General features: G+C 60.4%; 21 protein-coding genes. 12 read left to right on the forward strand and 9 right to left on the reverse strand.

Going from position 1 to position 21,629, the window contains the following annotated elements; genetic code table 11:
* Positions 1 to 39 precede the first annotated feature (39 nt).
* The 5 genes from tyrS to KKO72_RS08615 all read left to right on the forward strand — a co-directional run bounded on the left by tyrS (position 40) and on the right by KKO72_RS08615 (position 6,026).
* Positions 40 to 1,284 carry a tyrosine--tRNA ligase gene (gene tyrS / locus KKO72_RS08595; protein ID WP_214937359.1) on the forward strand — a complete coding sequence of 415 codons (1,245 nt, stop codon included), beginning with the start codon at positions 40 to 42 and terminating at the stop codon, positions 1,282 to 1,284.
* A gap of 224 nt (positions 1,285 to 1,508) precedes the next feature.
* Positions 1,509 to 1,967, forward strand: a complete 459-nt coding sequence (dtd, locus tag KKO72_RS08600; RefSeq protein WP_214937361.1) for a D-aminoacyl-tRNA deacylase — start codon at positions 1,509 to 1,511, stop codon at positions 1,965 to 1,967.
* A gap of 27 nt (positions 1,968 to 1,994) precedes the next feature.
* Complete coding sequence (gene rodA, locus KKO72_RS08605; RefSeq protein WP_214937363.1) at positions 1,995 to 3,149, forward strand: rod shape-determining protein RodA; 1,155 nt, start codon at positions 1,995 to 1,997, stop codon at positions 3,147 to 3,149.
* Between the two features lie 76 nt (positions 3,150 to 3,225).
* Complete coding sequence (gene tldD / locus KKO72_RS08610; RefSeq protein WP_214937365.1) at positions 3,226 to 4,686, forward strand: metalloprotease TldD; 1,461 nt, start codon at positions 3,226 to 3,228, stop codon at positions 4,684 to 4,686.
* A 197-nt stretch (positions 4,687 to 4,883) separates the two neighbouring features.
* Positions 4,884 to 6,026, forward strand: coding sequence for a 3-deoxy-7-phosphoheptulonate synthase (locus KKO72_RS08615; protein ID WP_214937367.1), 1,143 nt, complete (start codon positions 4,884 to 4,886; stop codon positions 6,024 to 6,026).
* A 157-nt stretch (positions 6,027 to 6,183) separates the two neighbouring features.
* Here KKO72_RS08615 and mpl read toward each other — a convergent pair whose 3' ends face one another.
* Positions 6,184 to 7,587, reverse strand: coding sequence for a UDP-N-acetylmuramate:L-alanyl-gamma-D-glutamyl-meso-diaminopimelate ligase (mpl, locus tag KKO72_RS08620; RefSeq protein WP_214937369.1), 1,404 nt, complete (start codon positions 7,585 to 7,587; stop codon positions 6,184 to 6,186).
* An 84-nt stretch (positions 7,588 to 7,671) separates the two neighbouring features.
* Between mpl and KKO72_RS08625 the strand changes: the two genes are divergently transcribed.
* The 6 genes from KKO72_RS08625 to KKO72_RS08650 all read left to right on the forward strand — a co-directional run bounded on the left by KKO72_RS08625 (position 7,672) and on the right by KKO72_RS08650 (position 12,769).
* Positions 7,672 to 8,265, forward strand: a complete 594-nt coding sequence (locus KKO72_RS08625; protein ID WP_214937371.1) for a hypothetical protein — start codon at positions 7,672 to 7,674, stop codon at positions 8,263 to 8,265.
* Positions 8,266 to 8,411: 146 nt separating this feature from the next.
* Positions 8,412 to 8,813, forward strand: coding sequence for a TlpA family protein disulfide reductase (locus KKO72_RS08630; RefSeq protein ID WP_371736851.1), 402 nt, complete (start codon positions 8,412 to 8,414; stop codon positions 8,811 to 8,813).
* 118 nt (positions 8,814 to 8,931) lie between these two features.
* Positions 8,932 to 9,390: an acetyl-CoA carboxylase biotin carboxyl carrier protein gene (gene accB, locus KKO72_RS08635; RefSeq protein ID WP_214937374.1), complete on the forward strand. Its 459-nt coding sequence runs from the start codon at positions 8,932 to 8,934 to the stop codon at positions 9,388 to 9,390.
* Between the two features lie 15 nt (positions 9,391 to 9,405).
* Complete coding sequence (accC, locus tag KKO72_RS08640; protein ID WP_078366565.1) at positions 9,406 to 10,758, forward strand: acetyl-CoA carboxylase biotin carboxylase subunit; 1,353 nt, start codon at positions 9,406 to 9,408, stop codon at positions 10,756 to 10,758.
* 9 nt (positions 10,759 to 10,767) lie between these two features.
* Positions 10,768 to 11,655 (forward strand): 50S ribosomal protein L11 methyltransferase, encoded by an 888-nt coding sequence (gene prmA / locus KKO72_RS08645; protein WP_214937376.1) that lies wholly within the window; start codon positions 10,768 to 10,770, stop codon positions 11,653 to 11,655.
* 34 nt (positions 11,656 to 11,689) lie between these two features.
* Positions 11,690 to 12,769: a zinc-ribbon and DUF3426 domain-containing protein gene (locus KKO72_RS08650; RefSeq protein WP_214937378.1), complete on the forward strand. Its 1,080-nt coding sequence runs from the start codon at positions 11,690 to 11,692 to the stop codon at positions 12,767 to 12,769.
* A gap of 61 nt (positions 12,770 to 12,830) precedes the next feature.
* Here KKO72_RS08650 and KKO72_RS08655 read toward each other — a convergent pair whose 3' ends face one another.
* The 6 genes from KKO72_RS08655 to KKO72_RS08680 form a co-directional block, all read right to left on the reverse strand.
* Entirely contained in the window at positions 12,831 to 13,400 is a 570-nt protein-coding gene (locus tag KKO72_RS08655; protein WP_214937380.1) for a histone, read from the reverse strand.
* Between the two features lie 407 nt (positions 13,401 to 13,807).
* Positions 13,808 to 14,416, reverse strand: a complete 609-nt coding sequence (ampD, locus tag KKO72_RS08660) for a 1,6-anhydro-N-acetylmuramyl-L-alanine amidase AmpD (RefSeq protein WP_214937382.1) — start codon at positions 14,414 to 14,416, stop codon at positions 13,808 to 13,810.
* Positions 14,403 to 15,887, reverse strand: a complete 1,485-nt coding sequence (locus KKO72_RS08665) for a sigma-54 dependent transcriptional regulator (protein ID WP_251140545.1) — start codon at positions 15,885 to 15,887, stop codon at positions 14,403 to 14,405. Before KKO72_RS08665 ends, ampD begins: the two co-directional genes overlap by 14 nt.
* A complete protein-coding gene (locus tag KKO72_RS21370; RefSeq protein WP_371736852.1) occupies positions 15,884 to 17,575 on the reverse strand; it encodes a PAS domain-containing sensor histidine kinase in 1,692 nt (563 codons plus the stop codon). Before KKO72_RS21370 ends, KKO72_RS08665 begins: the two co-directional genes overlap by 4 nt.
* Before the next feature lie 15 nt (positions 17,576 to 17,590).
* The gene (locus KKO72_RS08675; RefSeq protein WP_214937384.1) at positions 17,591 to 17,809 is read right to left on the reverse strand and encodes a PP0621 family protein; all 219 of its coding nucleotides are present in this window, start codon (positions 17,807 to 17,809) and stop codon (positions 17,591 to 17,593) included.
* Positions 17,806 to 18,612 carry an inner membrane protein YpjD gene (locus KKO72_RS08680; RefSeq protein WP_078366556.1) on the reverse strand — a complete coding sequence of 269 codons (807 nt, stop codon included), beginning with the start codon at positions 18,610 to 18,612 and terminating at the stop codon, positions 17,806 to 17,808. The genes KKO72_RS08675 and KKO72_RS08680 overlap by 4 nt, the downstream gene beginning before the upstream one ends.
* A gap of 78 nt (positions 18,613 to 18,690) precedes the next feature.
* Here KKO72_RS08680 and ffh point away from each other — a divergent pair, with 78 nt between their 5' ends.
* Positions 18,691 to 20,064, forward strand: coding sequence for a signal recognition particle protein (ffh, locus tag KKO72_RS08685; protein ID WP_214937386.1), 1,374 nt, complete (start codon positions 18,691 to 18,693; stop codon positions 20,062 to 20,064).
* A 55-nt stretch (positions 20,065 to 20,119) separates the two neighbouring features.
* Here ffh and KKO72_RS08690 read toward each other — a convergent pair whose 3' ends face one another.
* The gene (locus KKO72_RS08690; RefSeq protein ID WP_214937388.1) at positions 20,120 to 20,545 is read right to left on the reverse strand and encodes a hypothetical protein; all 426 of its coding nucleotides are present in this window, start codon (positions 20,543 to 20,545) and stop codon (positions 20,120 to 20,122) included.
* A 122-nt stretch (positions 20,546 to 20,667) separates the two neighbouring features.
* Complete coding sequence (locus KKO72_RS08695) at positions 20,668 to 21,498, reverse strand: hypothetical protein (RefSeq protein ID WP_214937390.1); 831 nt, start codon at positions 21,496 to 21,498, stop codon at positions 20,668 to 20,670.
* Positions 21,499 to 21,629 lie beyond the last annotated feature (131 nt).

Here is a 21,629-nt window from a genome sequence, read left to right on the forward strand (position 1 = left end):
ATAAACCCCTACCCGCAGGATGCATGCGGGAAAACCCTTATGACTACGACCCAAACCCCTGACTTTACAGTCTCTGATCACGTCCGTGAGGCTCTGGCAGTGAGCTTACGCGGCTGTGAAGAATTGATCCCCCAAGAGGAGTGGGTCAAGAAGCTGGCGCGTTCCCACGCCAGCGGCACACCCCTACGCATCAAGCTCGGTCTTGATCCTACCGCGCCCGACATCCATCTTGGCCACACCGTGGTGCTCAACAAGATGCGCCAATTGCAGGACTTGGGCCACACGGTGATTTTTTTGATCGGTGACTTCACCGGCATGATTGGTGACCCGTCAGGGCGCAACAGCACGCGCCCGCCGCTCACCCCCGAACAGGTGAAGATCAACGCCGAAACCTATTACCGCCAGGCCTCTCTGGTGCTGGACCCGAGCAAGACCGAGATCCGCTACAACAGCGAATGGTGTGACCCGTTGGGCACGCGTGGTTTGATCCAGCTGGCCAGCCGCTACACCGTGGCGCGCATGATGGAACGCAACGACTTCCATGACCGCTTCAAGGCCGGTACGCCGATTGCCGTGCATGAGTTCATTTACCCCTTGCTGCAGGGGTATGACAGCGTCGCTTTGAAGAGTGATCTGGAGCTGGGTGGCACCGACCAGAAGTTCAATCTACTGATGGGGCGCACCTTGCAGGCCGAATACGGGCAGGAGCCACAGTGCATTTTGACCATGCCGCTGCTCGAAGGCCTGGACGGCGTCGAGAAGATGTCCAAGAGCAAGAACAACTACATCGGCATTTCCGAAGACGCCAACACCATGTTTGCCAAGTGCCTGAGCATTTCGGACGTGTTGATGTGGCGCTGGTACACCCTCTTGAGTTTCAAGTCCGAGGCCGAGATTGCGGCACTCAAGGCCGAGGTGGCCGCCGGGCGCAACCCCAAGGACGCCAAGGTGGCGCTGGCCAAGGAGATCACCGCACGGTTCCACTCGGCCGCCGCTGCCGATGCGGCTGAGCAGGACTTCATCAACCGCAGCAAAGGCGGTATCCCGGATGAGATCCCCGAAATCAGCCTGCCACTGGGCGAAGGTGGCGCGGCGCTGGGGATTGGTGCCTTGCTGAAATCGGCCGGGCTGGCCGCATCAAGTGGTGAAGGCAACCGACTGATCGATGGCGGTGGTGTACGCATCGACGCCAATGTGGTTAGCGACAAGGGGCTGAAACTGGGCGCCGGCACCTATGTGTTGCAGGTGGGCAAACGCAAGTTCGCACGGGTGACCCTGGGCTAAAGGCTTGGGGCGCTGTGTTGCGAATGTTTTGTGCCTCTAGCCCTTATCGAATAAGGGCTAGAAGCTATATAAAAGGTAGTGATTCGTTTGCCACACAGAACTCTCGTTGCCAAAGTTTGTCCACACCACCCACCCATGCAGACCCAAGTTGATCCCCCAAAAATGTTTGCCAACACCTGCTGCGCCGTGCGGATGGGATGGCGTGTGATGAAAGTCAGGCGCCCATGATCGCGTTGTTGCAGCGGGTGCGCTCGGCCCGCGTCGAAGTGGCCGGTCAGGTGATTGGTTCGATTGACGCTGGCTTGCTGGTGCTGCTGTGTGCCGAGCCCGGCGACAACGCCGCCGTGTGTGACCGGATGCTGGCCAAGATCCTCAAGTTACGCATCTTCAGCGATGCCGCTGGCAAGATGAACCACAGCCTGCAGGACATGGACGGTCAGGGGCACGCCGGGGGGCTGCTGCTGGTGAGCCAGTTCACGCTGGCCGCTGACACCTCGAGTGGCAACCGGCCCGGCTTTAGCGCTGCTGCGTCTCCCGCTGAGGGACGGCGCTGGTTTGAGCATGTGGTGGTGCAGGCACGCCGTTTGCACCCGGTGGTGCAGACCGGTGAGTTTGGTGCCGACATGCAGGTCCATCTGGTGAACGACGGGCCTGTCACGATTCCGCTGCGCATGACGGCGTGAGCTGCCCTGGCACCGGATAATCCCAACATGTCCTTCGCTTTTGAACGTCCCTCGCTGCTGCGTCGCTTGGCCCCCTGGGTGGCCGGTTTTGACGGTCTGTTGGCTTTTGGGGTGATCTTGCTGGCCTGCGCGGGGCTGCTCACCATGTACTCCTCGGGTTATGACCACGGCACCCGTTTTATGGACCACGGGCGAAACATGCTGATTGCTGGTGCCATTTTGTTTGTGGTGGCTCAGATACCGCCGCAGCGTTTGATGAGTCTGGCGGTGCCGCTCTACGTGGTGGGGGTGTCTCTGCTGCTTGCCGTGGCCGTGATGGGGATCACCAAAAAAGGCGCCACACGCTGGCTCAATGTCGGGGTGATCATCCAGCCCAGTGAAATCCTCAAAATCGCCATGCCCTTGATGCTGGCCTGGTGGTTCCAGCGGCGAGAAGGCCAGTTGCGCCCGCTGGACTTTTTGGTGGCTGGCCTGTTGCTGGCGCTGCCAGTGGGCCTGATCATGAAACAGCCGGATCTGGGCACCTCTTTGCTGGTGTTGGCGGCCGGCATGTCGGTGATCTTTTTTGCGGGCCTGAGCTGGAAGCTGGTGGCGCCGCCGCTGTTGCTGGGCTTGGTCGGCATCACCTTGCTGGTGGTGTATGAGCCCCAGTTGTGCGCCGACGGGGTACGCTGGGTGATGTTGCGCGACTACCAGCAGCAACGGATTTGCACCCTGCTGGACCCGACGCGCGACCCATTGGGCAAGGGTTTTCACATCATCCAGGGCATGATCGCTATTGGCTCGGGTGGCGTCTGGGGCAAAGGGTTTATGCAGGGCACACAAACCCATCTGGAGTTCATCCCTGAGCGCACCACCGACTTCATTTTTGCCGCGTTCTCTGAAGAGTTCGGCCTGATTGGCAACTTGCTGTTGATTGCTGCCTTCATCTTTCTGGTGCTGCGGGCGCTGGCCATTGCCCTCGAAGCCCCGACCGTGTTCACCCGGCTACTGGCCGGTGCCATGGCCATGATTTTTTTCTGTTACGCCTTTGTCAACATGGGCATGGTCAGCGGCATCTTGCCGGTGGTGGGGGTGCCGCTGCCGTTCATCAGCTATGGTGGTACGGCGATGGTGACACTCGGGCTGGGGCTGGGCATTTTGATGTCGATTGCCAAGTCGCATCGGCTGGTGCAGTCCTGAGGGATGCACCAGCAACCCTGGGGTTGAGCGCCCGTACCAACCGCCCATAACAAGCCCAAGCCCTAGAATCGGGCATATGATTTCACGTGAACCCACCATTGCACGCCTGGGCGTGGCCAAGTCTTTGTTGTTGACCCCGTTTGGGCTGGATGAAACCCATCTGAGTCGTGCCTTGGCCGCCATCAAGGCGCACCAGGTCGACGAAGCAGACCTGTATTTTCAGTACACCCGGAGCGAGGGCTGGAGCCTGGAAGAAGGCATCGTCAAGACCGGCTCGTTCTCCATCGACCAGGGTGTGGGTGTGCGCGCCGTCAGTGGCGAAAAAACCGCCTTTGCCTACTCGGACGATATCTCCGAGGCCTCGCTCATGGATGCCGCCAACACGGTACGCACGATTTCGGCTGCAGCCCTTGGCAGGAAAGCGCGAGTAGCTTCCAAAAAAATAGCGTCTTCGCGTTCGTTGTATGGCGGACAAGACCCGATCATCAGCCTGGACAGTGCGGCCAAGGTGGCCCTGCTGGAAAAGGTGGAGAAGCTCGCCCGTGCCAAGGACCCGCGCGTGGCGCAGGTCATGGCGGGCCTGGCGGCCGAGCACGATGTGGTGTTGCTGGCGCGTGCCGACGGCACCCTGGCTGCCGATGTGCGACCGCTGGTGCGTTTGAGTGTGACGGTGATTGCCGAGCAGAAAGGCCGTCGCGAGGTCGGTTCGGCCGGTGGTGGCGGTCGTTTTGGTTTTGCCTATTTTGACGACGCCCTGATCGAGAAGTATGTGGACGAAGCGGTCAGCGCCGCGTTGACCAACCTGGAAGCGCGCCCGGCACCGGCTGGTGAAATGACCGTGGTGCTGGGCCCGGGTTGGCCCGGTATCCTGCTGCATGAAGCCATCGGCCATGGCCTGGAAGGCGACTTCAACCGCAAAGGCTCCAGCGCGTTCAGCGGCCGGATCGGCCAGCGCGTGGCCGCCAAAGGTGTGACCGTGCTCGACGACGGCACCCTGGCTGACCGCCGTGGCAGCCTCAATGTGGACGACGAAGGCAATGCCAGTGCATGCAATGTGCTGATTGAAGACGGCATCCTCAAAGGCTACATCCAGGACGCGATGAACGCGCGCCTGATGGGTGTGGCGCCCACCGGCAATGGTCGGCGCGAGAGTTATGCCCATGTGCCGCTGCCGCGCATGACCAACACCTACATGCTCGGTGGTGACAAAGCGCCTGAGGAAATTGTTGCCAGCATCAAGAAGGGCTTGTACGCCACCAACTTCGGCGGCGGCCAGGTGGACATCACCTCGGGCAAGTTTGTGTTCTCGGCCAGCCAGGCCTACTGGGTGGAGAACGGCAAGATCCAGTACCCGGTCAAGGGCGCCACCCTGGTGGGCAGCGGGCCTGAATGCCTCAAACGTGTCAGCATGATCGGCAACGACATGAAACTCGACAGCGGTGTGGGCACCTGCGGCAAGGAAGGCCAGAGTGTGCCGGTGGGCGTCGGGCAACCGACCCTGCGCATTGACGGCCTGACCGTGGGCGGCACCGCCTGACACCCCTGGCGACTGTGCTACAGTCTTGACCATGTTATCTGTGACCTTTTTCTTTAGCTACTTTTGGTTCTCCAGCCCTTTCGGCGGCCGAGAGTCCTGAACGTACCCAGATAAAACGTCCTGATTCCTCCCAACCGCCGGCCAACCCGGCGGTTTTTTTTTGTGTTTTTGATGTCAACCTTGCAAGGAAACCTTCCATGAATGCCAAAGCTGTTGCTTCTCCCGACCAGGATGCCTGGGCCAGTTCTTTGAACGTGAACACCACCGACAGAACCGGTGAGACCGACAACGAACGCATCAAGGACATCACCGTGTTACCTCCCCCAGAACACCTGATCCGGTTTTTCCCAATCCATGGCACACCGGTGGAAAAGATGATCAGCACCACCCGGCGCAACATTCACCACATCATGGGCGGCGAGGATGACCGGCTGCTGGTGGTGATTGGCCCGTGCTCCATCCACGACCCGGCCGCAGCGCTGGAGTACGCCCGCAAGCTGAAAGTGCAGCGCGACAAATACGCAGACTCGCTCGAAATTGTGATGCGGGTCTATTTTGAGAAACCCCGCACCACCGTGGGCTGGAAGGGGCTGATCAACGACCCGTACCTGGATGAGAGTTTCCGTATTGACGAAGGCCTGCGCATCGCGCGCCAGTTGCTGATCGACATCAACCGCCTGGGCCTGCCCGCCGCCAGCGAGTTCCTCGATGTGATCTCCCCGCAATACCTGGGTGACCTGATCTCCTGGGGCGCGATTGGCGCGCGTACCACCGAGAGCCAGGTGCACCGCGAGCTGGCCTCGGGCCTGTCGGCGCCGATTGGTTTCAAGAACGGCACCGACGGCAACATCAAAATTGCCACCGACGCCATCCACGCCGCTGCCGGTGGCCACCACTTTTTGTCGGTGCACAAAAACGGCCAGGTGGCGATTGTCCAGACCAAGGGCAACAAGGATTGCCACGTGATCCTGCGTGGTGGCAAGGCGCCCAACTACGACGCCGCCAGTGTGGCTCAGGCCTGTGCCGAGCTGGCCAAGTCCAAGCTGCCGCAGACGCTGATGGTGGATTGCAGCCACGCCAACAGCAGCAAACAACACGAGAAACAGCTGGAGGTGGCACGCGACATTGCTGCGCAGTTGAGCTCAGGCTCCCGGCAGGTGTTTGGTGTGATGGTCGAAAGCCACCTGAATGCCGGCGCACAGAAGTTCACCCCGGGCAAGGACAAGACCGACAAGCTGGCTTATGGCCAGAGCATCACCGACGCCTGCCTGGGCTGGGACGACTCCCTGCAAACGCTGGAAGTGTTGTCGCAAGCGGTGTTGCAACGCCGCGCACGCTGATCTGACGGCGTGGTGTGTGCTGAGGCGGGTGTGCTCTGCCCGCCCTGCCAAAAAGTCCTCAGAGTGATTCAGATGGCTTGTACTTGGCGTGCCATGCAGGGCACATCAAAATCAGTGCCTTTTTGGTCTCTGGCCCTTATGTATCAAGGGCAGATAGCTATTTATCTTGTAGTGCCTTGAGCAGCTTGGCATGCACGCCACCAAAGCCGCCATTGCTCATACACACGATGTGATCTCCGGCGCGGGCGACGTCTGTCACGGCGCTGACCAGCTTGTCCAACTGGTCACTCACCAGGACCTTGTCACCCATTGGCGCCAGAGCGCCTTCAGCGTCCCAACCCAGGCCGGCGCTGTGGCAGAAAGACAGGTCGGCACTCTCCAGGCTCCAGGGCAGCAGCGCCTTCATTGTGCCGAGTTTCATGGTGTTGGAGCGTGGTTCGAACACTGCCAGGATGCGCTCCCCAGGGCTCAACCTGCTGCGCAGACCATCAAGGGTGGTGCGAATGGCGGTCGGGTGATGCGCAAAGTCGTCATACACCGTGACCTTGCCTGCATCACCTACCGACACGGTGCCACGCACTTCCATACGTCGTTTGACGTTCTCGAAACTGCCTAGCGCCGCTGCAGCGGCGTCTGGCGCCACGCCCAGATGCTCGGCCGCCGCGATCGCCGCCAGCGCGTTGAGCTGGTTGTGCACACCGGTCAGGCCCCAGCTGACGTGGCCGACCACCCGGCCCTGGTGCAACACATCAAAGTCATGCGCCTGGCCAGCGGCGGCAAAGTCGCTGACTGCAGCGCCAAAGCTGCGCACTTCACTCCAGCAGCCCTGGTGTAAGACCCGGGCCAGGCTTTCCTCCAGCCCGTTGACCACCACCCGACCGCTGCCGTGGGCACCTGCGCCCGGGACGGTGCGCACCAAATGGTGAAACTGGCGCTCAATCGCCGCCAGATTCTCAAAGATGTCGGCGTGGTCAAACTCCAGGTTGTTGAGCACTGCAGTGCGCGGGCGGTAGTGCACAAACTTGCTGCGTTTGTCGAAAAACGCGGTGTCGTACTCGTCCGCTTCGATCACAAAGGCCTTGCCCTGGCCGAGTCGGGCCGAGACGCCAAAATTCAGTGGCACCCCCCCCACCAGAAAACCGGGTTGCAGGCCCGCCTGTTCCAAAATCCAGGTGGTCATGGCGGTGGTGGTGGTTTTGCCGTGGGTGCCCGCAATCGCCACCACATGGCGCCCCTGCAAAATGTGTTCGCTGAGCCACTGCGGGCCGCTGGTGTAGGGCAGGCCGGCGTCCAGAATGGTTTCCATCAGCGGGAATTTGGGGGTGCTGTCGCCCAGGCGGGCGCGGCTGACCACATTGCCCACCACAAACACGTCAGGCTGTAAGCTCAGTTGTTCGGCTCCAAAACCTTCGATGAGCTCGATGCCCAGGGCGCGCAACTGGTCACTCATGGGGGGGTAGACCCCCGCATCACAACCGGTGACCCGGTGACCCGCCTCCCGCGCCAAGGCGGCCAGGCCGCCCATGAATGTGCCGCAAATACCCAGAATATGAATGTGCATCCGTGGATTTTAAAGACCCGCACACAGGCACTTGCTCTCCCCACAATCTGGCAGCGTTTTGAATCAGGGCAGAATCCGCCTTCTATGAGTGATGTTCAAAGCGAGATTGCCGCACAAGCGGCGCGTTGGGTGGTGGAGGAGGGGCTGGAATATGGCCCGGCCAAGCGCCGCGCGGTCAAGGCCATGGGTTTGAATGCCCGTGTGGCGTTGCCAGGCAATGACCTGGTCGAGGAGGCGGTGCGTGATTACATCGCGGTGTTCTGTGCCGACACCCAGCCGCAGGAGTTGTTGGCGTTGCGCCGTTTGGCCCTGGTCTGGATGGATCGTTTGCAGGAATTTCGTCCCCATCTGGGTGGGGCGGTGTGGCATGGTACGGCCACACATTTGTCCGACATCTACCTGCAATTGTTTTGTGACGATTGCAAATCTGCCGAAATTGCGCTGATCGACAAACGGGTCAGTTATGTGCCTCGCACGGTGACGGGCTTCAACAGCGACAGTGTGGAGGCCTTGAGTGTTCATGCGTTTTGTGCTGATTTGAACGAAGAAGTGGGTGTGCATTTGATGATTTACGACCGTGACGATGTGCGTGGTGCCTTGTTGCCCGATGCCAAAGGGCGGGCGCCACGTGGTGATATCCGGGCCTTGCGTCGCTTGCTTGGGGAGGTGGTGGTATGACCCGGCTGCAGTCGACGGGTTGTTCGCGCAGGTCCTGGCTGACGGCGGCGGGTTTGGTGGTGGCGTCTGGCGGGGCTGCAGGCGTCATGGCACGCGCGACAGAGGCCAAACCGACCTTGACCCCCGCAGAGCAAGCTTTCTGGCAGTTGCAGTTCAAGCAGGTGGATGGCTCGCCCCTTGCCATGGCGGGGTTCAAGGGCAAACCCTTGGTGGTGAATTTTTGGGCCACCTGGTGTCCACCTTGTTTGGCTGAGTTGCCGCTACTGAATGCCTTTTATGCAGAAAATGTTTCCAAAAGTTGGCAAGTGCTGGGTTTGGCGGTGGATCAACTGGTACCTGTGAAGCGTTTTCTGGCCCGCAGTCCCCTGGTTTTTCCGGTTGCCATGGCCGGTTTTGAGGGCACAGACCTGAGTCGCTCACTGGGCAATGTGAGTGGCGGATTGCCATTTACTGTGGTGTTTGGGCCTGCAGGCGATGTGCGGCACCGTAAAATAGGCCAGTTAACCCCCAAGGATCTGGCCGCATGGCGGCAGATTGAGTCATCGTGAGCACGCTGTTCTAGTTGTAAAATAGCGCGTCTTGGGTTGATTTGACGGCAATTTGCAATGAGTTAGTGGAAATTGAAGCTCTGTCAACCAAATTTCCTTACCGTTCGTTGGAGAAGTCATGGACCTTAGAAAACTCAAAACCTTGATCGACCTGGTGTCAGAATCAAACGTCTCAGAACTCGAAATCACCGAGGCCGAAGGCAAAGTCCGCATTGTCAAAGGCGGCACGATGGTCCCTCAGTATGTTCAAACCGCTGCGCCGACCGCGATGGCGCCCGCAGCGGCACCTGCCGTGTCTGCGGAGCCGGCCGGTCCGGCTGCGCCAGCCGAGGTTGCTGAAACAGGTCATGTGACCAAGTCGCCGATGGTGGGCACTTTTTACCGTTCGGCATCACCTGGTGCGAAGTCCTTTGTGGAAATTGGCGACGCCGTCAAAGAAGGTGACACCTTGTGCATCATTGAGGCGATGAAGATTCTCAATGAAATTGAAGCCGACAAGAGTGGCACGATCAAGCGCATTCTGGCTGACAACGGTCAGGCTGTGGAATACGGTCAACCCTTGTTCATCATCGAATGATGCCGGGCGTCACCCATGTTTAAAAAAATTCTGATCGCCAATCGTGGCGAAATCGCCTTGCGGATCCAGCGTGCCTGTCGAGAGATGGGCATCAAGGCGGTCATGGTGTACTCGGAGGCGGATCGCGAAGCCAAGTATGTCAAACTGGCCGAGGAGGCTGTTTGTATCGGGCCAGCGCAATCGGGCTTGAGTTATCTGAACATGCCCGCCATCATCTCTGCCGCCGAGGTGACCGATGCCGAGGCCATTCACCCGGGTTACGGGTTTCTGAGCGAAAACGCCGACTTTGCTGAACGTGTGGAGCGCAGTGGCTTCCAGTTCATCGGGCCCACGCCGGAGTCCATCCGCATCATGGGTGACAAGGTTTCTGCCAAGCAGGCCATGATCAAGGCGGGTGTGCCTTGTGTGCCCGGCTCGGAAGGCGAGTTGCCGGATGACCCGGTGCAGATCAAACGCATGGCCAAAACCATTGGTTATCCGGTGATCATCAAAGCCGCAGGTGGCGGCGGTGGCCGTGGCATGCGGGTGGTGCACACCGAAGCCGCCCTGGTCAATGCGGTGCAGATGACCAAGGCCGAGGCCGGTGCAGCCTTCAACAATGCGGCGGTCTACATGGAGAAATACCTGCAGAACCCGCGTCACATCGAAATCCAGATCATTGCCGACAAGTACAAGAACGCGGTGTACCTGGGTGAGCGCGATTGCTCAATGCAGCGGCGCCACCAAAAAGTGATTGAAGAGGCGCCCGCACCTGGCATCCCGCGCAAGGTCATCGAGCGCATTGGGGAACGTTGTGTGGCGGCCTGCAAGCGCATTGGTTACCGTGGCGCTGGCACGTTTGAGTTCCTGTACGAGGACGGTGAGTTTTACTTCATCGAGATGAACACCCGTGTCCAGGTGGAGCACCCGGTCACCGAAATGACCACCGGTGTCGATATCGTGCGCACCCAGATCATGGTGGCTGCAGGTGAGAAACTGCCGTTCACGCAGCGACAGATCCAGATTCGGGGCCATGCCATCGAGTGCCGTTTGAATGCAGAGGATTCCTACAACTTCATGCCGTCACCGGGACGCATCACCATGTGGCACCCGCCCGGTGGCCCGGGCATCCGGGTCGATTCCCATGTGTACACCAATTATTTTGTGCCACCAAATTACGACTCGATGATTGGCAAGGTGATTGCCCATGGTGACACCCGTGAACAGGCACTGGCACGCATGCGCACGGCACTGGGTGAGACGGTGGTGGAAGGTATCAACACCAACATCGCCCTGCATCGTGAGTTGATGGTGGATGCCAAGTTCATGGAGGGCAGTACCAACATTCACTACCTCGAAGGCTGGTTGGCCGATCACGCCCGCAAATGAAGGTTGTGCATGTTTGAGTTGCGATTGATGTGCCCGGAAGATCGGGTTGAGCTGCTGAGTGACGCACTCGATGCACTCGACGCCTTGAGTGTCAGTGTGGAGGATGCGGACGCGCAGACGGACGCAGAACAGGCCTTGTTTGGTGAGCCCGGCATGCCGCCACCCAAAGACGGTTGGCAGCGGTCCCGGGTGTTGGCGCTGTTTCATGAGCAGGCTCAGGCACAAAGCGCTTTGCAACTTTTGCAGGCCCAGGACTTTTTTGCGGCTTGTGAGCTGCTGGGCATCGACCATGTCCCCGAACAAGACTGGGTCCGGTTGACCCAGTCCCAGTTTGCGCCGGTGGAGATCACTCCTGAGTTCTGGATTGTCCCGACCTGGCACGAACCGCCTGCACAGGCGCGGGTGGTGATCCGGCTCGACCCTGGCTTGGCATTTGGCACCGGTACACACCCCACCACCCGGATGTGTTTGCGCTGGATTGCGCGCCATGGCAACAGCGCCGCTTTGTCCCGGGTGCTGGATTACGGCTGTGGGTCCGGCATCTTGGCCGTGGGTGCGGCCAAATTCGGTGCCACAGACGTGGATGCGGTCGACATTGACACGGCGGCGGTGGATGCCACGGATTTGAACGCACAGGCCAATCAGGTCAGCTTGCGTGCCGGTCTGCCGGAAATGGTCTCAGACTCGTATCAGACAGTGTTGGCCAACATTCTGGCAACACCCTTGAAAGTGCTGGCGCCGCTGTTGTGGTCGCGCGTGGCTGAAGGCGGGCACCTGGTGCTGGCCGGTATTCTGGAGCGCCAGGCGGATGAGCTCAAGGCCGCCTATGCGCCTTATTGCGCCCTGCAAGTGGCAGACCAAGAGGATGGCTGGATACTGATGACCGCCGCGCGTTGACAGCCTGGCGCAACGGTCACTATCCTCACCGTTCATGAGCCTTCTGACACGTTGCCCGGCCTGCACCACCTTGTACAAGGTGGTGCCAGATCAGCTGCGAATTTCTCAAGGCTGGGTCAAGTGTGGCCAATGTGGCGAGATTTTTGACGCCACCCAACATTTGATGGAGGCTTCCACCGAGCCCGAGCTTCGGGTCAACGACGCAGCTTCGGAGTCCGTAGATCTGTCGCCAGAAGCACCGGTGCAAGACGTTTTGGGGCAAGGGGGCGAACAAGACCAGCAGCAGCCTCACGATCTCCAAGAGCCAGAGCCAGAGCCAGAGCCGGTGCCGGTGCCGGTGCCGGTGCCGGTGCCGGTGCAGGACGTCGGTCCGGCCATGGATCAAGCAAGCGGACTGGGTGGTTTGGACGTTGCGGTCTCACAAGACAATGTTGCGCTGGTGCCAGAGCCAGCGCAGCTGTCTTCTTCCAGTGTGTCCATACCCGAGGAGACAACCTCAAGTCCGGATGCCGACGAGCTGGTTCCAGAGGTTCAACCGCCGCCTGACGGTTCAGTGGCACAGGCCACTCAGGAACCTGTCTTGCCCCTGTCTTTTATGCGTGATAGCGCCCGGTCATCGGTCGGGGCCCATGCTTGGTCGAGGGGGGTGTGGGCTGGATTGGGTGGCTTGTTGTTGTTGTTGTTGCTGGTGTTGGCTGGCCAATGGGTGTATCAGGACCATGATCGGTTGGCTGCTGCGCGACCTCCGTGGCAAGCCACGCTGGAATCGGTCTGCCAACTCCTGCATTGTTCGGTGGCGCCATTGACACAGATTGAGTCCATTGCCATTGACTCGGCAGCCTTCAGCCAAGGGACATCAGACCACTACCGCTTGAGTTTTACCCTCAAAAACACCTCTGACTTGAGGCTGGCCATGCCCAGTGTCGAGTTGACGCTGACCGACGCGCAAGAGCAAGCGGTGGTGCGCCGGGTGTTGTCGCCAGCTGAGCTTGCTGCGACTGCCGACCATTTGACAGCCCACGCCGAGTGGCCAGTACGGGTCAACCTGCGTCTCCAAATCGAGACTTCTGCACCAGCGGTGGTGGGTTACCGTTTGCTGGCTTTTTATCCCTGATCCACATAAAAAAGCCTGCAGCCAGAAGGCCGCAGGCTGAGCTGAATCGCACTCACACCACTCAGGGCTTGTTGCCTGTCGGAAAAGGCCAGGCCGCTTGCGGATTGAGTTTGGTTTTTGAGGCGGCAGCGGGTTTGCTGGCGCTGGTTTTGGCCGCTTTGGCAGCAGGTGCTGCAGCCTTCGCAGGTGCAGCCGCTTTTTTGCTCGGAGCTGGCTTTTTGGCCGCTGCTGGTGCCGCTGCAACGCTTGCCTTTTTGGCTGGCACGGCTTTCTTGGCGGGAGCGACTGCTTTGACGGGGGGCGCAGCTTTTTTGCTGGGCGCTGCCTTTTTGACGGCTGCAGGTGCGACGGCTACTTTTTTAGCTGGAGCTGCTTTCTTGGCCGTTGCGGCTTTTGCGACGGGAGCTACTTTTTTTGCAGGGGCTGCGGCCTTCTTGGCGGCTGCGGCCGGTTTGGGCGCTGCGGCAACTTTTTTGGTCGGTGCAGCGGCTTTGGTCGCTGGTGCGACCTTTTTACTGGCTGCGGCGGCTTTGACCGGCGCAGCTTTCTTGATTGCCTCAGGTGCCTTGGCCGCGGTGGCCTTGGCTGCTGGAGCAGCTTTCTTTACGGGTGCTTTTTTTGCAGTTGCCATCGTCTTCTCCTTGGTCGAGATGCAAAGGACACACTATGCCAATGATTGGGCATAGAGCGATTCATCTGGCTGGGTCAAGCCCAGCGCCGTGAATAGGTGTGCACAAGCCCATGGTGCGAGAGTCTCGCAAGCCTGTGTTGTGAAATCGGGTTGGGTTCTGGCGGTGCTTGAGCCGGTGGGCAAGGCCGCAAAGGGTGCCAAAAGACGTGCTGCCGCAGGCGACGTTGGCAGGTCCAAAAGCGAAAGCAAACTGGCGGGGTGTAAAACTTTTTTGTCCCAGAGCAGCATAGTCATTTCCAATCCGTGAATTATGAGAGCTGACACGGCAAATGGAAAGAAATTCAGGTATCAAACTGTCAGGAAGTTGACATTGTTGCGCATCAGCACAGCTTCATCGAAGGGCTGCTTCAGTCTTGAAGCCCTTGTGGCAAACAACTCGAACTCAGGGCCAGTGTTTTTTGCAGATGCAACCAGTCAAAGCCAGGGCCAGGGTCTCCTTTGCGTCCCGGTGCAATGTGCTCGTGTCCGGCCAGATGGTGGACGGGGTAATGCTGCAGGATGCTGGCACACACAGCCGCCAGCGTGGCGTACTGTGCGGGTTCAAAACACGCACCTTCCAGCCCTTCGAGTTCGATGCCGATGCTGTCGTCATTGCAGTTGCTGCGCCCCCGGTAGCTGGAGACACCAGCATGCCAGGCGCGGTCATCACAACTGACAAATTGCCAGAGTTCACCACTGCGCCGGATGAAAAAATGTGACGACACAGTGAGCCCCCGGATGCTCTCAAAATAAGGATGCGCCTGCCAGTTCAGCTGGTTAGTGAACAGCTGTTGCACTTCATCACCACCATACTGGCCTGGTGGCAGGCTGATGGAGTGCAGCACAATCAGATCGATGCAGCTGCCACTGGGGCGAGGGCCATAGTTCGGTGAGGGCTGGTGTGCGGCAAAACGGTACCAACCATCGCGCCACAAACGGTCGTCAGGCTGGCTCAGCACAGGCTCAGAGGCTGTCATCCGTGCGCTCGTCGTTGCTTGGGGCATCTATCTTGAGTCGTGCCATGCGGTAGCGTATTTGCCGCAGGTTCAGACCCAGTCGGGCGGCTGCCGCAGTGCGATTGAACTGTGTGGCTTGCAGTGCCTGCACCAGCAACGCACGCTCGAGCATGTCGAGCTGGGTTTGCAGGTCGTTGGAGCGTTGATCCAATCTGCCAGGCTCAGACAGGTCTGGTAATGGCAGATCAAACTCGGGGGCATCCAGTGTCGAGTCATTGACAGCGGGTGAGAACTGCATGGGCCGATCCAGCTGCAAGCTTTGACCATCCCCCAAGGCGACCGCGCGGTACAGCAGGTTCTCCAGCTCCCGCACATTGCCCGGTAAAGGCAGGCTCGAGAGCTCGCGCAGCATCTCTTTGGACAGAACGGGTGTTGGCATGTCTGACTCCTGCGCAATCCGTGTCAGCAGGGCTTGGCACAGATCGGGCAGATCTTGGGTGCGTTCGCGCAAGGGGGCGATCACCAAGTCGATCACATTGAGCCGGAAAAACAGGTCCTGGCGGAAGTTGCCGTTCTGAACCTCGTGCGCCAGATGTTTGTGGGTGGCGCTGACAATGCGCACGTCCACCACTTCCTCCTGGTTGGAACCCAGGGGGCGAATGCGCCGCTCCTGAATCGCACGCAGCAGTTTGGACTGCATCGGCAGCGGCAGGTCGCCGATCTCGTCAAGAAACAAGGTGCCGCCACGGGCGGCCTGGAAGAAGCCCTCACGGTCCTGGGTGGCGCCGGTGTAAGCACCTTTGCGGGCACCAAAAAACTCGGCCTCCAGCAGGGTCTCGGGGATGGCACCGCAGTTCACCGCGACCCACGGCCCTTTGACGCGGTGGCTGTTGGCGTGGATGGCATAGGCCACCAGTTCCTTGCCGGTGCCAGACTCACCGGTCACCATCACCGGTGCCATGCTGGTAGCCACTTTCAGGATACGGGCCTTGATCTGTTGCATGCAGTCCGACTGCCCAATCAGTCGGTCCAGCGCACGCTGCCCCAGCGCTCCGGCCGCTGTGCCCGTGTTTGATTTGCTGGTGGACACGGTGTCTGTGGTGGTGGCTGGCACCACACTGCGTAGGGCCGAGGCCACCACCGCGCGAAACTGTTTCAGGTCCACCGGTTTGGTCAGGTAATCAAAGGCCCCGGCCTTTAGTGCCTCCACAGCGTTTTGTGCGGAGCCGTAAGCGGTGATGACGATGCTGCGTTCCTCGCGCCCCTGCGCTTTGATGTGGTGCAGCAAGGACATGCCCAAGCCATCAGGCAGGCGCATGTCGGTGATCACCACATCAAAGTGGTGTGTCGCCAGCAGTGCTTGCGCCTGCTGCAGATTGTCTGCTGTGTCGACCCGATGCCCTTCACGCAGCAGTGTCAACTCGTACAGCGTGCGCAGATCGGGCTCGTCATCAACCACCAGAATGTGGGCCGGACTGACTGAGATGGTCATGGTGTACTGATAGGGCTGGGTGCCAACCTGAAGGTGACACAGAATTCATTGCCGGGCTGGGCTTGATGGGCCAAGGGTCTTTCGCTGCGTTCGTAGGAGATGCTTGCGCCGTGACTTTCACACAGCTCCCGGCAAATATACAACCCGAGTCCGCTGGAGCGGCTCTCGGTTGAAAAAAAGGGCTCGAACAAATGCTGCTCGATGGCGCTGTCCAGTCCTGAGCCATCACTCCACACCCGCAGCATCACCCCGCGTTGCGCCAAACCGGGTTCCGTGAGTGCCACACTCACCTGTATGCTGGTGGGCTGAGGGCTGGCATAACGCAACGCGTTGTCCAGCAGGTTGATCAGCACACGGCGCAAATGCTCCACATCAAACCAGACCTTGGGCAGGTCAGTTGGCAGGCTCACCCGCAATCTGTCGTCCACCGCATGCTGGTTGCGCCAGTCGCGACAGATTCGTTCGGTACTCTCGCACAGGTCCAGCGGTTGCGCCGAATCGTCGCCGCCCGCCGCACCCGCATGGGTCAGGTGTAGCACATCCTGGACGATGTTTTCCAGGCGCAGGGCGTTTTGTCCCACCATCTGCGCCAGGCGTTGCTGCGCTGGGTCGCTCAGTTCCTCGGCCAGCAATGCGTTGGCTTGGGTGATGGCGGCCAGGGGGTTGCGTATTTCATGCGCCACGGCAGCCGACATGCGGCCCATGCCCGCCAGCTTTTCGGCGCGGATGCGCGCTTGCACCTCACGCTGGTCTTGCAAAAACACCACACATAAGCCCATGGTGGGGTCCTGCGAGCTGTCTGTGAGCTGGGTGCGTACCCGCAGTCGGCGTGTGCTGCGTCCGGGCTGGCGAAGGCTGATGTCTGCCTGCTGCGGCGCCTGGTTGACAAAACTGGTTTCGATCAGCTGCATCAGCGCCTGCGCGCCCGGATAGCGACTTAAGTCGAGTTCGCTTGTCGGTGCCTGGGTGTCGAGCAGCAGGCAGGCTGCGGGATTGGCCGAGCGCACCTTGCCATGCTCGTCCACCACCAGCACACCTTCGGTCAGCGACCGGATCACCAGCTCGTTCACCTGGCGCTGCTCCGTCGCGGCCAGTTGGTTGCGCTGCGCCCGCAGTTCAACACTGGCGAGCCGTGTGGCGAGCTGGTTTGCTATAAAAGAAATAGCAAAACAGCCTGCACCAGTCAGGGCTGCCTGCAAAAAAATGGTGCCAACATCACCCGTGTTCTGGAGCAGCAACCACAGCGCATGGGCAAACAGCAGCAGGGTGATGCACGCGGCCGTGGCCATGGCCAGCAGCATCGAGCCCAGCACGCTGACCATCAGCACCGGCAAGGCAAACAAGGGCGCGTAATTGATTGCCCCACCTTGCAAAATCTGCAAGATGGTAAAGGCCAGCACATCCACGCCCACGGTGCGCAGCCATTGTGCGTCCAGTGCCGGTTGCAGCTGTTGCGGGCGGGTGGTCAAACGCACCGTCAGGGCCGCTGCAAAATAGGCCAGACAAATCCACAACAGCGTGCTGCCGGACTGCGGTAGCAGCACCCAAACACCGCCTTGGAAAACCACCAGTACCCCGCCCAGGGTGGCGCGGGCCGTCATGAAGCCACGCCACAAGCGCTCGAATTCCTGCGGGTGGTCTGCGCCTGGGTCAGCGGCGGGTGAAACAGGGAGCCAGAGGGGCGTCACTGGCAGATGTGCGGGTCAGGGTTCGGACAGGCGCAGATGTTCTGCGCAGCAGTAGCTGCCCAACTGGCCGGCGATGGCCTCATTGCTGGGAATGTGCATGCCACATTGGTGGCAGCGCAGCATGTCCTGCTGTATGGGCGTTTTGGGTGGCCGTGCCGGATTGGCCGGTGCACCGCGTTGGCGCCAGAGCCAGACGCCTGCCAGCAGCACGGCCAGCAACAGCAGGGCTTTCACAAGCTGCGCTCCAGCATCACCTCAAGCACAAAGCGTGAGCCCACATAGGCCAGCAGCAGCAGACCGGAGCCGACATACAGCACCCGCACCGCTTTGCGACCCCGCCAGCCAAAGCGCGCGCGCCCGATCAGCAACACACCAAAGGTCAACCAGGACAGGACCGAGAAGATGGACTTGTGGTCCCACTTGAGCGCGTGGGCGCTGCCGTACAGGTGTGAGCCAAAGAAAAAACCGGCAATCAGGGTGGCCGACAGCAGCACAAAACCCACATTCACAAAACGGAAAGTGAGGCGCTCCATGGTCAGCAAGGGCATGCCGTCAAAACCACCCGAGGCACTGCGGATGCGGGCCTCGGCGCGTGTCATCATCCAGGCATGGATCACCGCCACCGCAAACAGGCCATACGAGGCGATGCCCAGCGCCCAATGCAGGGGCAGCCAGGCTGACAGGTGGGCGCTCAGTGGCTCACCCGGGAACACCAGCGTCAGCAACACCGCTGCCGCACCACCGCCCGACAACATCCACGGTGTTTTGAGCTGCGGAAACACCACGTTCTCCACGGCATACACCAGCCCGACCAGCCAAGCGGTGATCGACAAGGCTGGCGCAAAACCAAACAGCGGCCGTTCACCACCCCACAGGCCCCAGGCAAGCAAACAGCCGTGCAAGGTCCAAGCCAGCCAGACGGTGATGCGTGGCAAGATCTGGTTGACACGTGAGGCGCCCGTGGCAGATACCGCATAGGCCGCCGCCGCCGCCAGCGACAGTGTCCACGTCAGAGGAGAAGCACTGGGTAAAATCATGGCTACAGTTTAGCGTTTTGTCACCCGCCATTTCCCCTGATGGCGCCAACTCAGGTTCCGCTTGTCGGATTCACCCCTATGGCTTCAGCACTCACCGACAAACTCTCCCGCCTGGTCAAGGAAATCCGCGGACAGGCCCGCATTACCGAGACCAATGTGTCCGACATGCTGCGCGAAGTGCGCATGGCCCTGCTCGAGGCCGACGTGGCCCTGCCTGTGGTGCGTGACTTCATCGCCCGAGTCAAGGAAAAGGCGCTTGGCCAGGAGGTGTTGGGTTCGCTCACCCCCGGTCAGGCGCTGGTGAGCATCGTCAACAAGGAATTGGCCGCCACCATGGGCGACGGTGTGGCCGACATCAACCTGGCAGCGCAACCGCCAGCGGTGATCCTGATGGCGGGCCTGCAGGGCGCGGGTAAAACCACCACCACCGCCAAGCTGGCCAAACACCTGATGGAAAAGCGCGGCAAAAAGGTGTTGACGGTCTCAGGCGACGTGTACCGCCCGGCAGCCATCGAGCAGCTCAAGACGGTGACCAAACAGGCCGGTGCCGAGTGGTTCCCCAGCACGCCGGATCAGAAGCCGGTGGACATTGCCCTGGCCGCACTCGACTATGCCAAAAAACACTTCTTCGACGTGCTGCTGGTTGACACCGCCGGTCGCCTGGCGATTGACGAGGCCTTGATGCGCGAAATCCGCGAGTTGCACGCGGCCATCCACCCAGTCGAAACCCTGTTTGTGGTGGACGCCATGCAGGGTCAGGACGCGATCAACACCGCCAAGGCGTTCAAGGAAGCGCTGCCGCTGACCGGCATCATCCTGACCAAGCTCGATGGTGATTCACGTGGTGGTGCGGCACTCTCGGTGCGCCAGATCACCGGTGCACCGATCAAGTTTGCCGGTACCAGCGAAAAACTCGACGGCCTGGAGGTGTTTGATGCGAACCGCCATGCCGGCCGTGTGCTGGGCATGGGCGACATCCTGGCGCTGGTGGAACAGGTGACCGCAGGCGTCGACATGGCCAGCGCGCAGAAGCTGGCGGCCAAGGTCAAGAGTGGTGCCAGCTTCGACCTCAATGACTTCTTGAGCCAGATCCAGCAGATGAAACAGATGGGGGGGCTTTCCAGCCTGATGGACAAGTTGCCCACCGCGATGGCTGCCAAGGCCGGTCAGGTCGACATGGGCCGGGTCGAGAAAGACATCAAACGCAAGGAAGGCATCATCCACAGCATGACGCCGCTGGAGCGGCGCAAACCCGAGCTGATCAAAGCCACCCGCAAGCGCCGTATTGCCGCCGGTGCGGGCGTTCAGGTGCAGGAAGTCAACCGCATGCTCAAGGAGTTTGAGCAGATGCAGGACATGATGAAAAAGATGAAGGGCGGCGGCATGATGAAAATGATGAAGCGCCTGGGTGGCATGAAAGGCATGGGCGGCATGCCCAAGATGCCGTTCTGACCCTATTGAAGGGTTTTGTGCCTCCAGCCCTTATTAAATAAGGGCTGGTTGCTACTTATTTTGATTTTTTTGAAGCGGGCTCGGCTGCCGCTTCAGGGGGTGCGGTCGCCGGCGCCTCGACAGCGGGATCAGCTTCTGCCGCCTGCGCGGTCTCGGGCGGCAGCTGCAGGATTTGTTTGATGTTCTGGCTGCCGATGTAGCCCACCACCACCCACAGCGCGATCACCACCACCCAGATGATTCTGGAGCGTTTCTCTGAAGGCGTCTGACTCAGCCGCTCCTGCAGTCCCTGGGGTTTGGCTGGGGCGGGGTTGTCCTGCGCCTGCAGCGCGGCATTGCCCGCATTGATCTGGACACGGGTGATGTGCAGGATGCGCTCCAGGCTGTCGCGCACCTCGCTGGTCAGGCGGGTCCGCATCAGGCTTTGGGCTTCTTGTCGGATGGCTTTGAAGGCGGCAAGTTGCGAGTCCGTTGGGCTCATGTCTGGGCTCCTGAGTGTCAATCGGGCGCCATTTTGACCCCGAATCTGAGCACTGAACCTGTGCTGGATCAAGGAAAGCTGCTGCACCGTGTGGGCCAGTGGCACTGGCAACGACAGCAGGGTCAAACCGGCTTGTCGGGCTCCAGGGGGGCCTGCTGTGTGGGTGTGCCCGCTGGGCTGCGGGCGCTGCGCTGGCTGTGCGCGGCATGGCGTTTGGCGCGATGGATGTGCTGCTCCATGCGGCGGGCCGACTTCCAGCGCATGTAGCCGTAAAGCAGTTTGGCCAGATAGCCCAGGATGTACAGGCCCACCAGACCCACCACCCACGGGGTGATCTGGTCAATCAGTTTCTCGCGCATCATGCCGGCCAGTTCGCGGTCCATCTGCGCTTGGGCCGCGGTTTTTGGCGGCTGGAAGGTCTCGGGCGTGTCCCATTGGTTGGCCGCCTTGGGTTGACCGTCGGCCTGGGCAGGGTCGTTCCACTGGCCTTTGTTAAGTCCAAGGCTTTCTTTCACATCGTGCACTGCATCGATGGCGCCGGACTCCAGCAACTGGTCATACACCGGGCGCACGCCTTCTTTGATGCTTTTGCGCAACTCGTCGCCCACCGTGGGCTGTGTGTTGGCCGCCGCTGTGGCTGCGCTGGCCACAGCTTGCGCTGGCTTGGCGGGGGAGGAGGCCGTGGCCTGGGCTGCGGTGGTCGATGAAGCACGGCCTTGAGGGGCGGCAGGGGGGGCGTTTGATTTGTCCCAGTTGATGAGCTCATCCACCGGGAGTGTGTCCTGATGCTCCAGCGTCACCAGCTTGCTGGTATCGACCATGGCATCTGCGGGGGCTTTGCCGTCCTGCAAAACAATCGGCCCGGCGCAGATTGGCAGGCTCAGGCCGCACAAACAGGTGGTAGCCAGAACCAGCGAAGCAAGCCGAGGCAGACGGTGCGAGGTCTTAAACATGGCGCCAGTGTTTCATCAGCAAGCCAAAGGAGGGGGATGCCGCAAATTCTAGCGAGGGTGGCGCGCTCTGTCTCGCCGGGGGCCGGGTACCCTCAACCCTGTTGCGGCTGGAACACACAGACTCAGGGAGT

Source organism: Rhodoferax sp. U11-2br (assembly GCF_018619435.1).
Taxonomy (GTDB): Bacteria; Pseudomonadota; Gammaproteobacteria; order Burkholderiales; family Burkholderiaceae_C; genus Rhodoferax.

Bases quoted from the DNA above. Each gene is read 5' to 3' on its own strand.
- prmA (WP_214937376.1), top strand. From the start codon at position 10,768: ATGTTTGAGTTGCGATTGATGTGCCCGGAAGATCGGGTTGAGCTGCTG.
- KKO72_RS08625 (WP_214937371.1), top strand. From the start codon at position 7,672: ATGAGTGATGTTCAAAGCGAGATTGCCGCACAAGCGGCGCGTTGGGTG.
- accB (WP_214937374.1), top strand. From the start codon at position 8,932: ATGGACCTTAGAAAACTCAAAACCTTGATCGACCTGGTGTCAGAATCA.
- rodA (WP_214937363.1), top strand. From the start codon at position 1,995: ATGTCCTTCGCTTTTGAACGTCCCTCGCTGCTGCGTCGCTTGGCCCCC.
- KKO72_RS08680 (WP_078366556.1), bottom strand. From the start codon at position 18,612: ATGATTTTACCCAGTGCTTCTCCTCTGACGTGGACACTGTCGCTGGCG.
- tldD (WP_214937365.1), top strand. From the start codon at position 3,226: ATGATTTCACGTGAACCCACCATTGCACGCCTGGGCGTGGCCAAGTCT.
- mpl (WP_214937369.1), bottom strand. From the start codon at position 7,587: ATGCACATTCATATTCTGGGTATTTGCGGCACATTCATGGGCGGCCTG.
- ampD (WP_214937382.1), bottom strand. From the start codon at position 14,416: ATGACAGCCTCTGAGCCTGTGCTGAGCCAGCCTGACGACCGTTTGTGG.
- KKO72_RS08690 (WP_214937388.1), bottom strand. From the start codon at position 20,545: ATGAGCCCAACGGACTCGCAACTTGCCGCCTTCAAAGCCATCCGACAA.
- KKO72_RS08655 (WP_214937380.1), bottom strand. From the start codon at position 13,400: ATGGCAACTGCAAAAAAAGCACCCGTAAAGAAAGCTGCTCCAGCAGCC.
- dtd (WP_214937361.1), top strand. From the start codon at position 1,509: ATGATCGCGTTGTTGCAGCGGGTGCGCTCGGCCCGCGTCGAAGTGGCC.
- accC (WP_078366565.1), top strand. From the start codon at position 9,406: ATGTTTAAAAAAATTCTGATCGCCAATCGTGGCGAAATCGCCTTGCGG.
- KKO72_RS08695 (WP_214937390.1), bottom strand. From the start codon at position 21,498: ATGTTTAAGACCTCGCACCGTCTGCCTCGGCTTGCTTCGCTGGTTCTG.
- KKO72_RS08615 (WP_214937367.1), top strand. From the start codon at position 4,884: ATGAATGCCAAAGCTGTTGCTTCTCCCGACCAGGATGCCTGGGCCAGT.
- tyrS (WP_214937359.1), top strand. From the start codon at position 40: ATGACTACGACCCAAACCCCTGACTTTACAGTCTCTGATCACGTCCGT.
- ffh (WP_214937386.1), top strand. From the start codon at position 18,691: ATGGCTTCAGCACTCACCGACAAACTCTCCCGCCTGGTCAAGGAAATC.
- KKO72_RS08650 (WP_214937378.1), top strand. From the start codon at position 11,690: ATGAGCCTTCTGACACGTTGCCCGGCCTGCACCACCTTGTACAAGGTG.
- KKO72_RS08665 (WP_251140545.1), bottom strand. From the start codon at position 15,887: ATGACCATCTCAGTCAGTCCGGCCCACATTCTGGTGGTTGATGACGAG.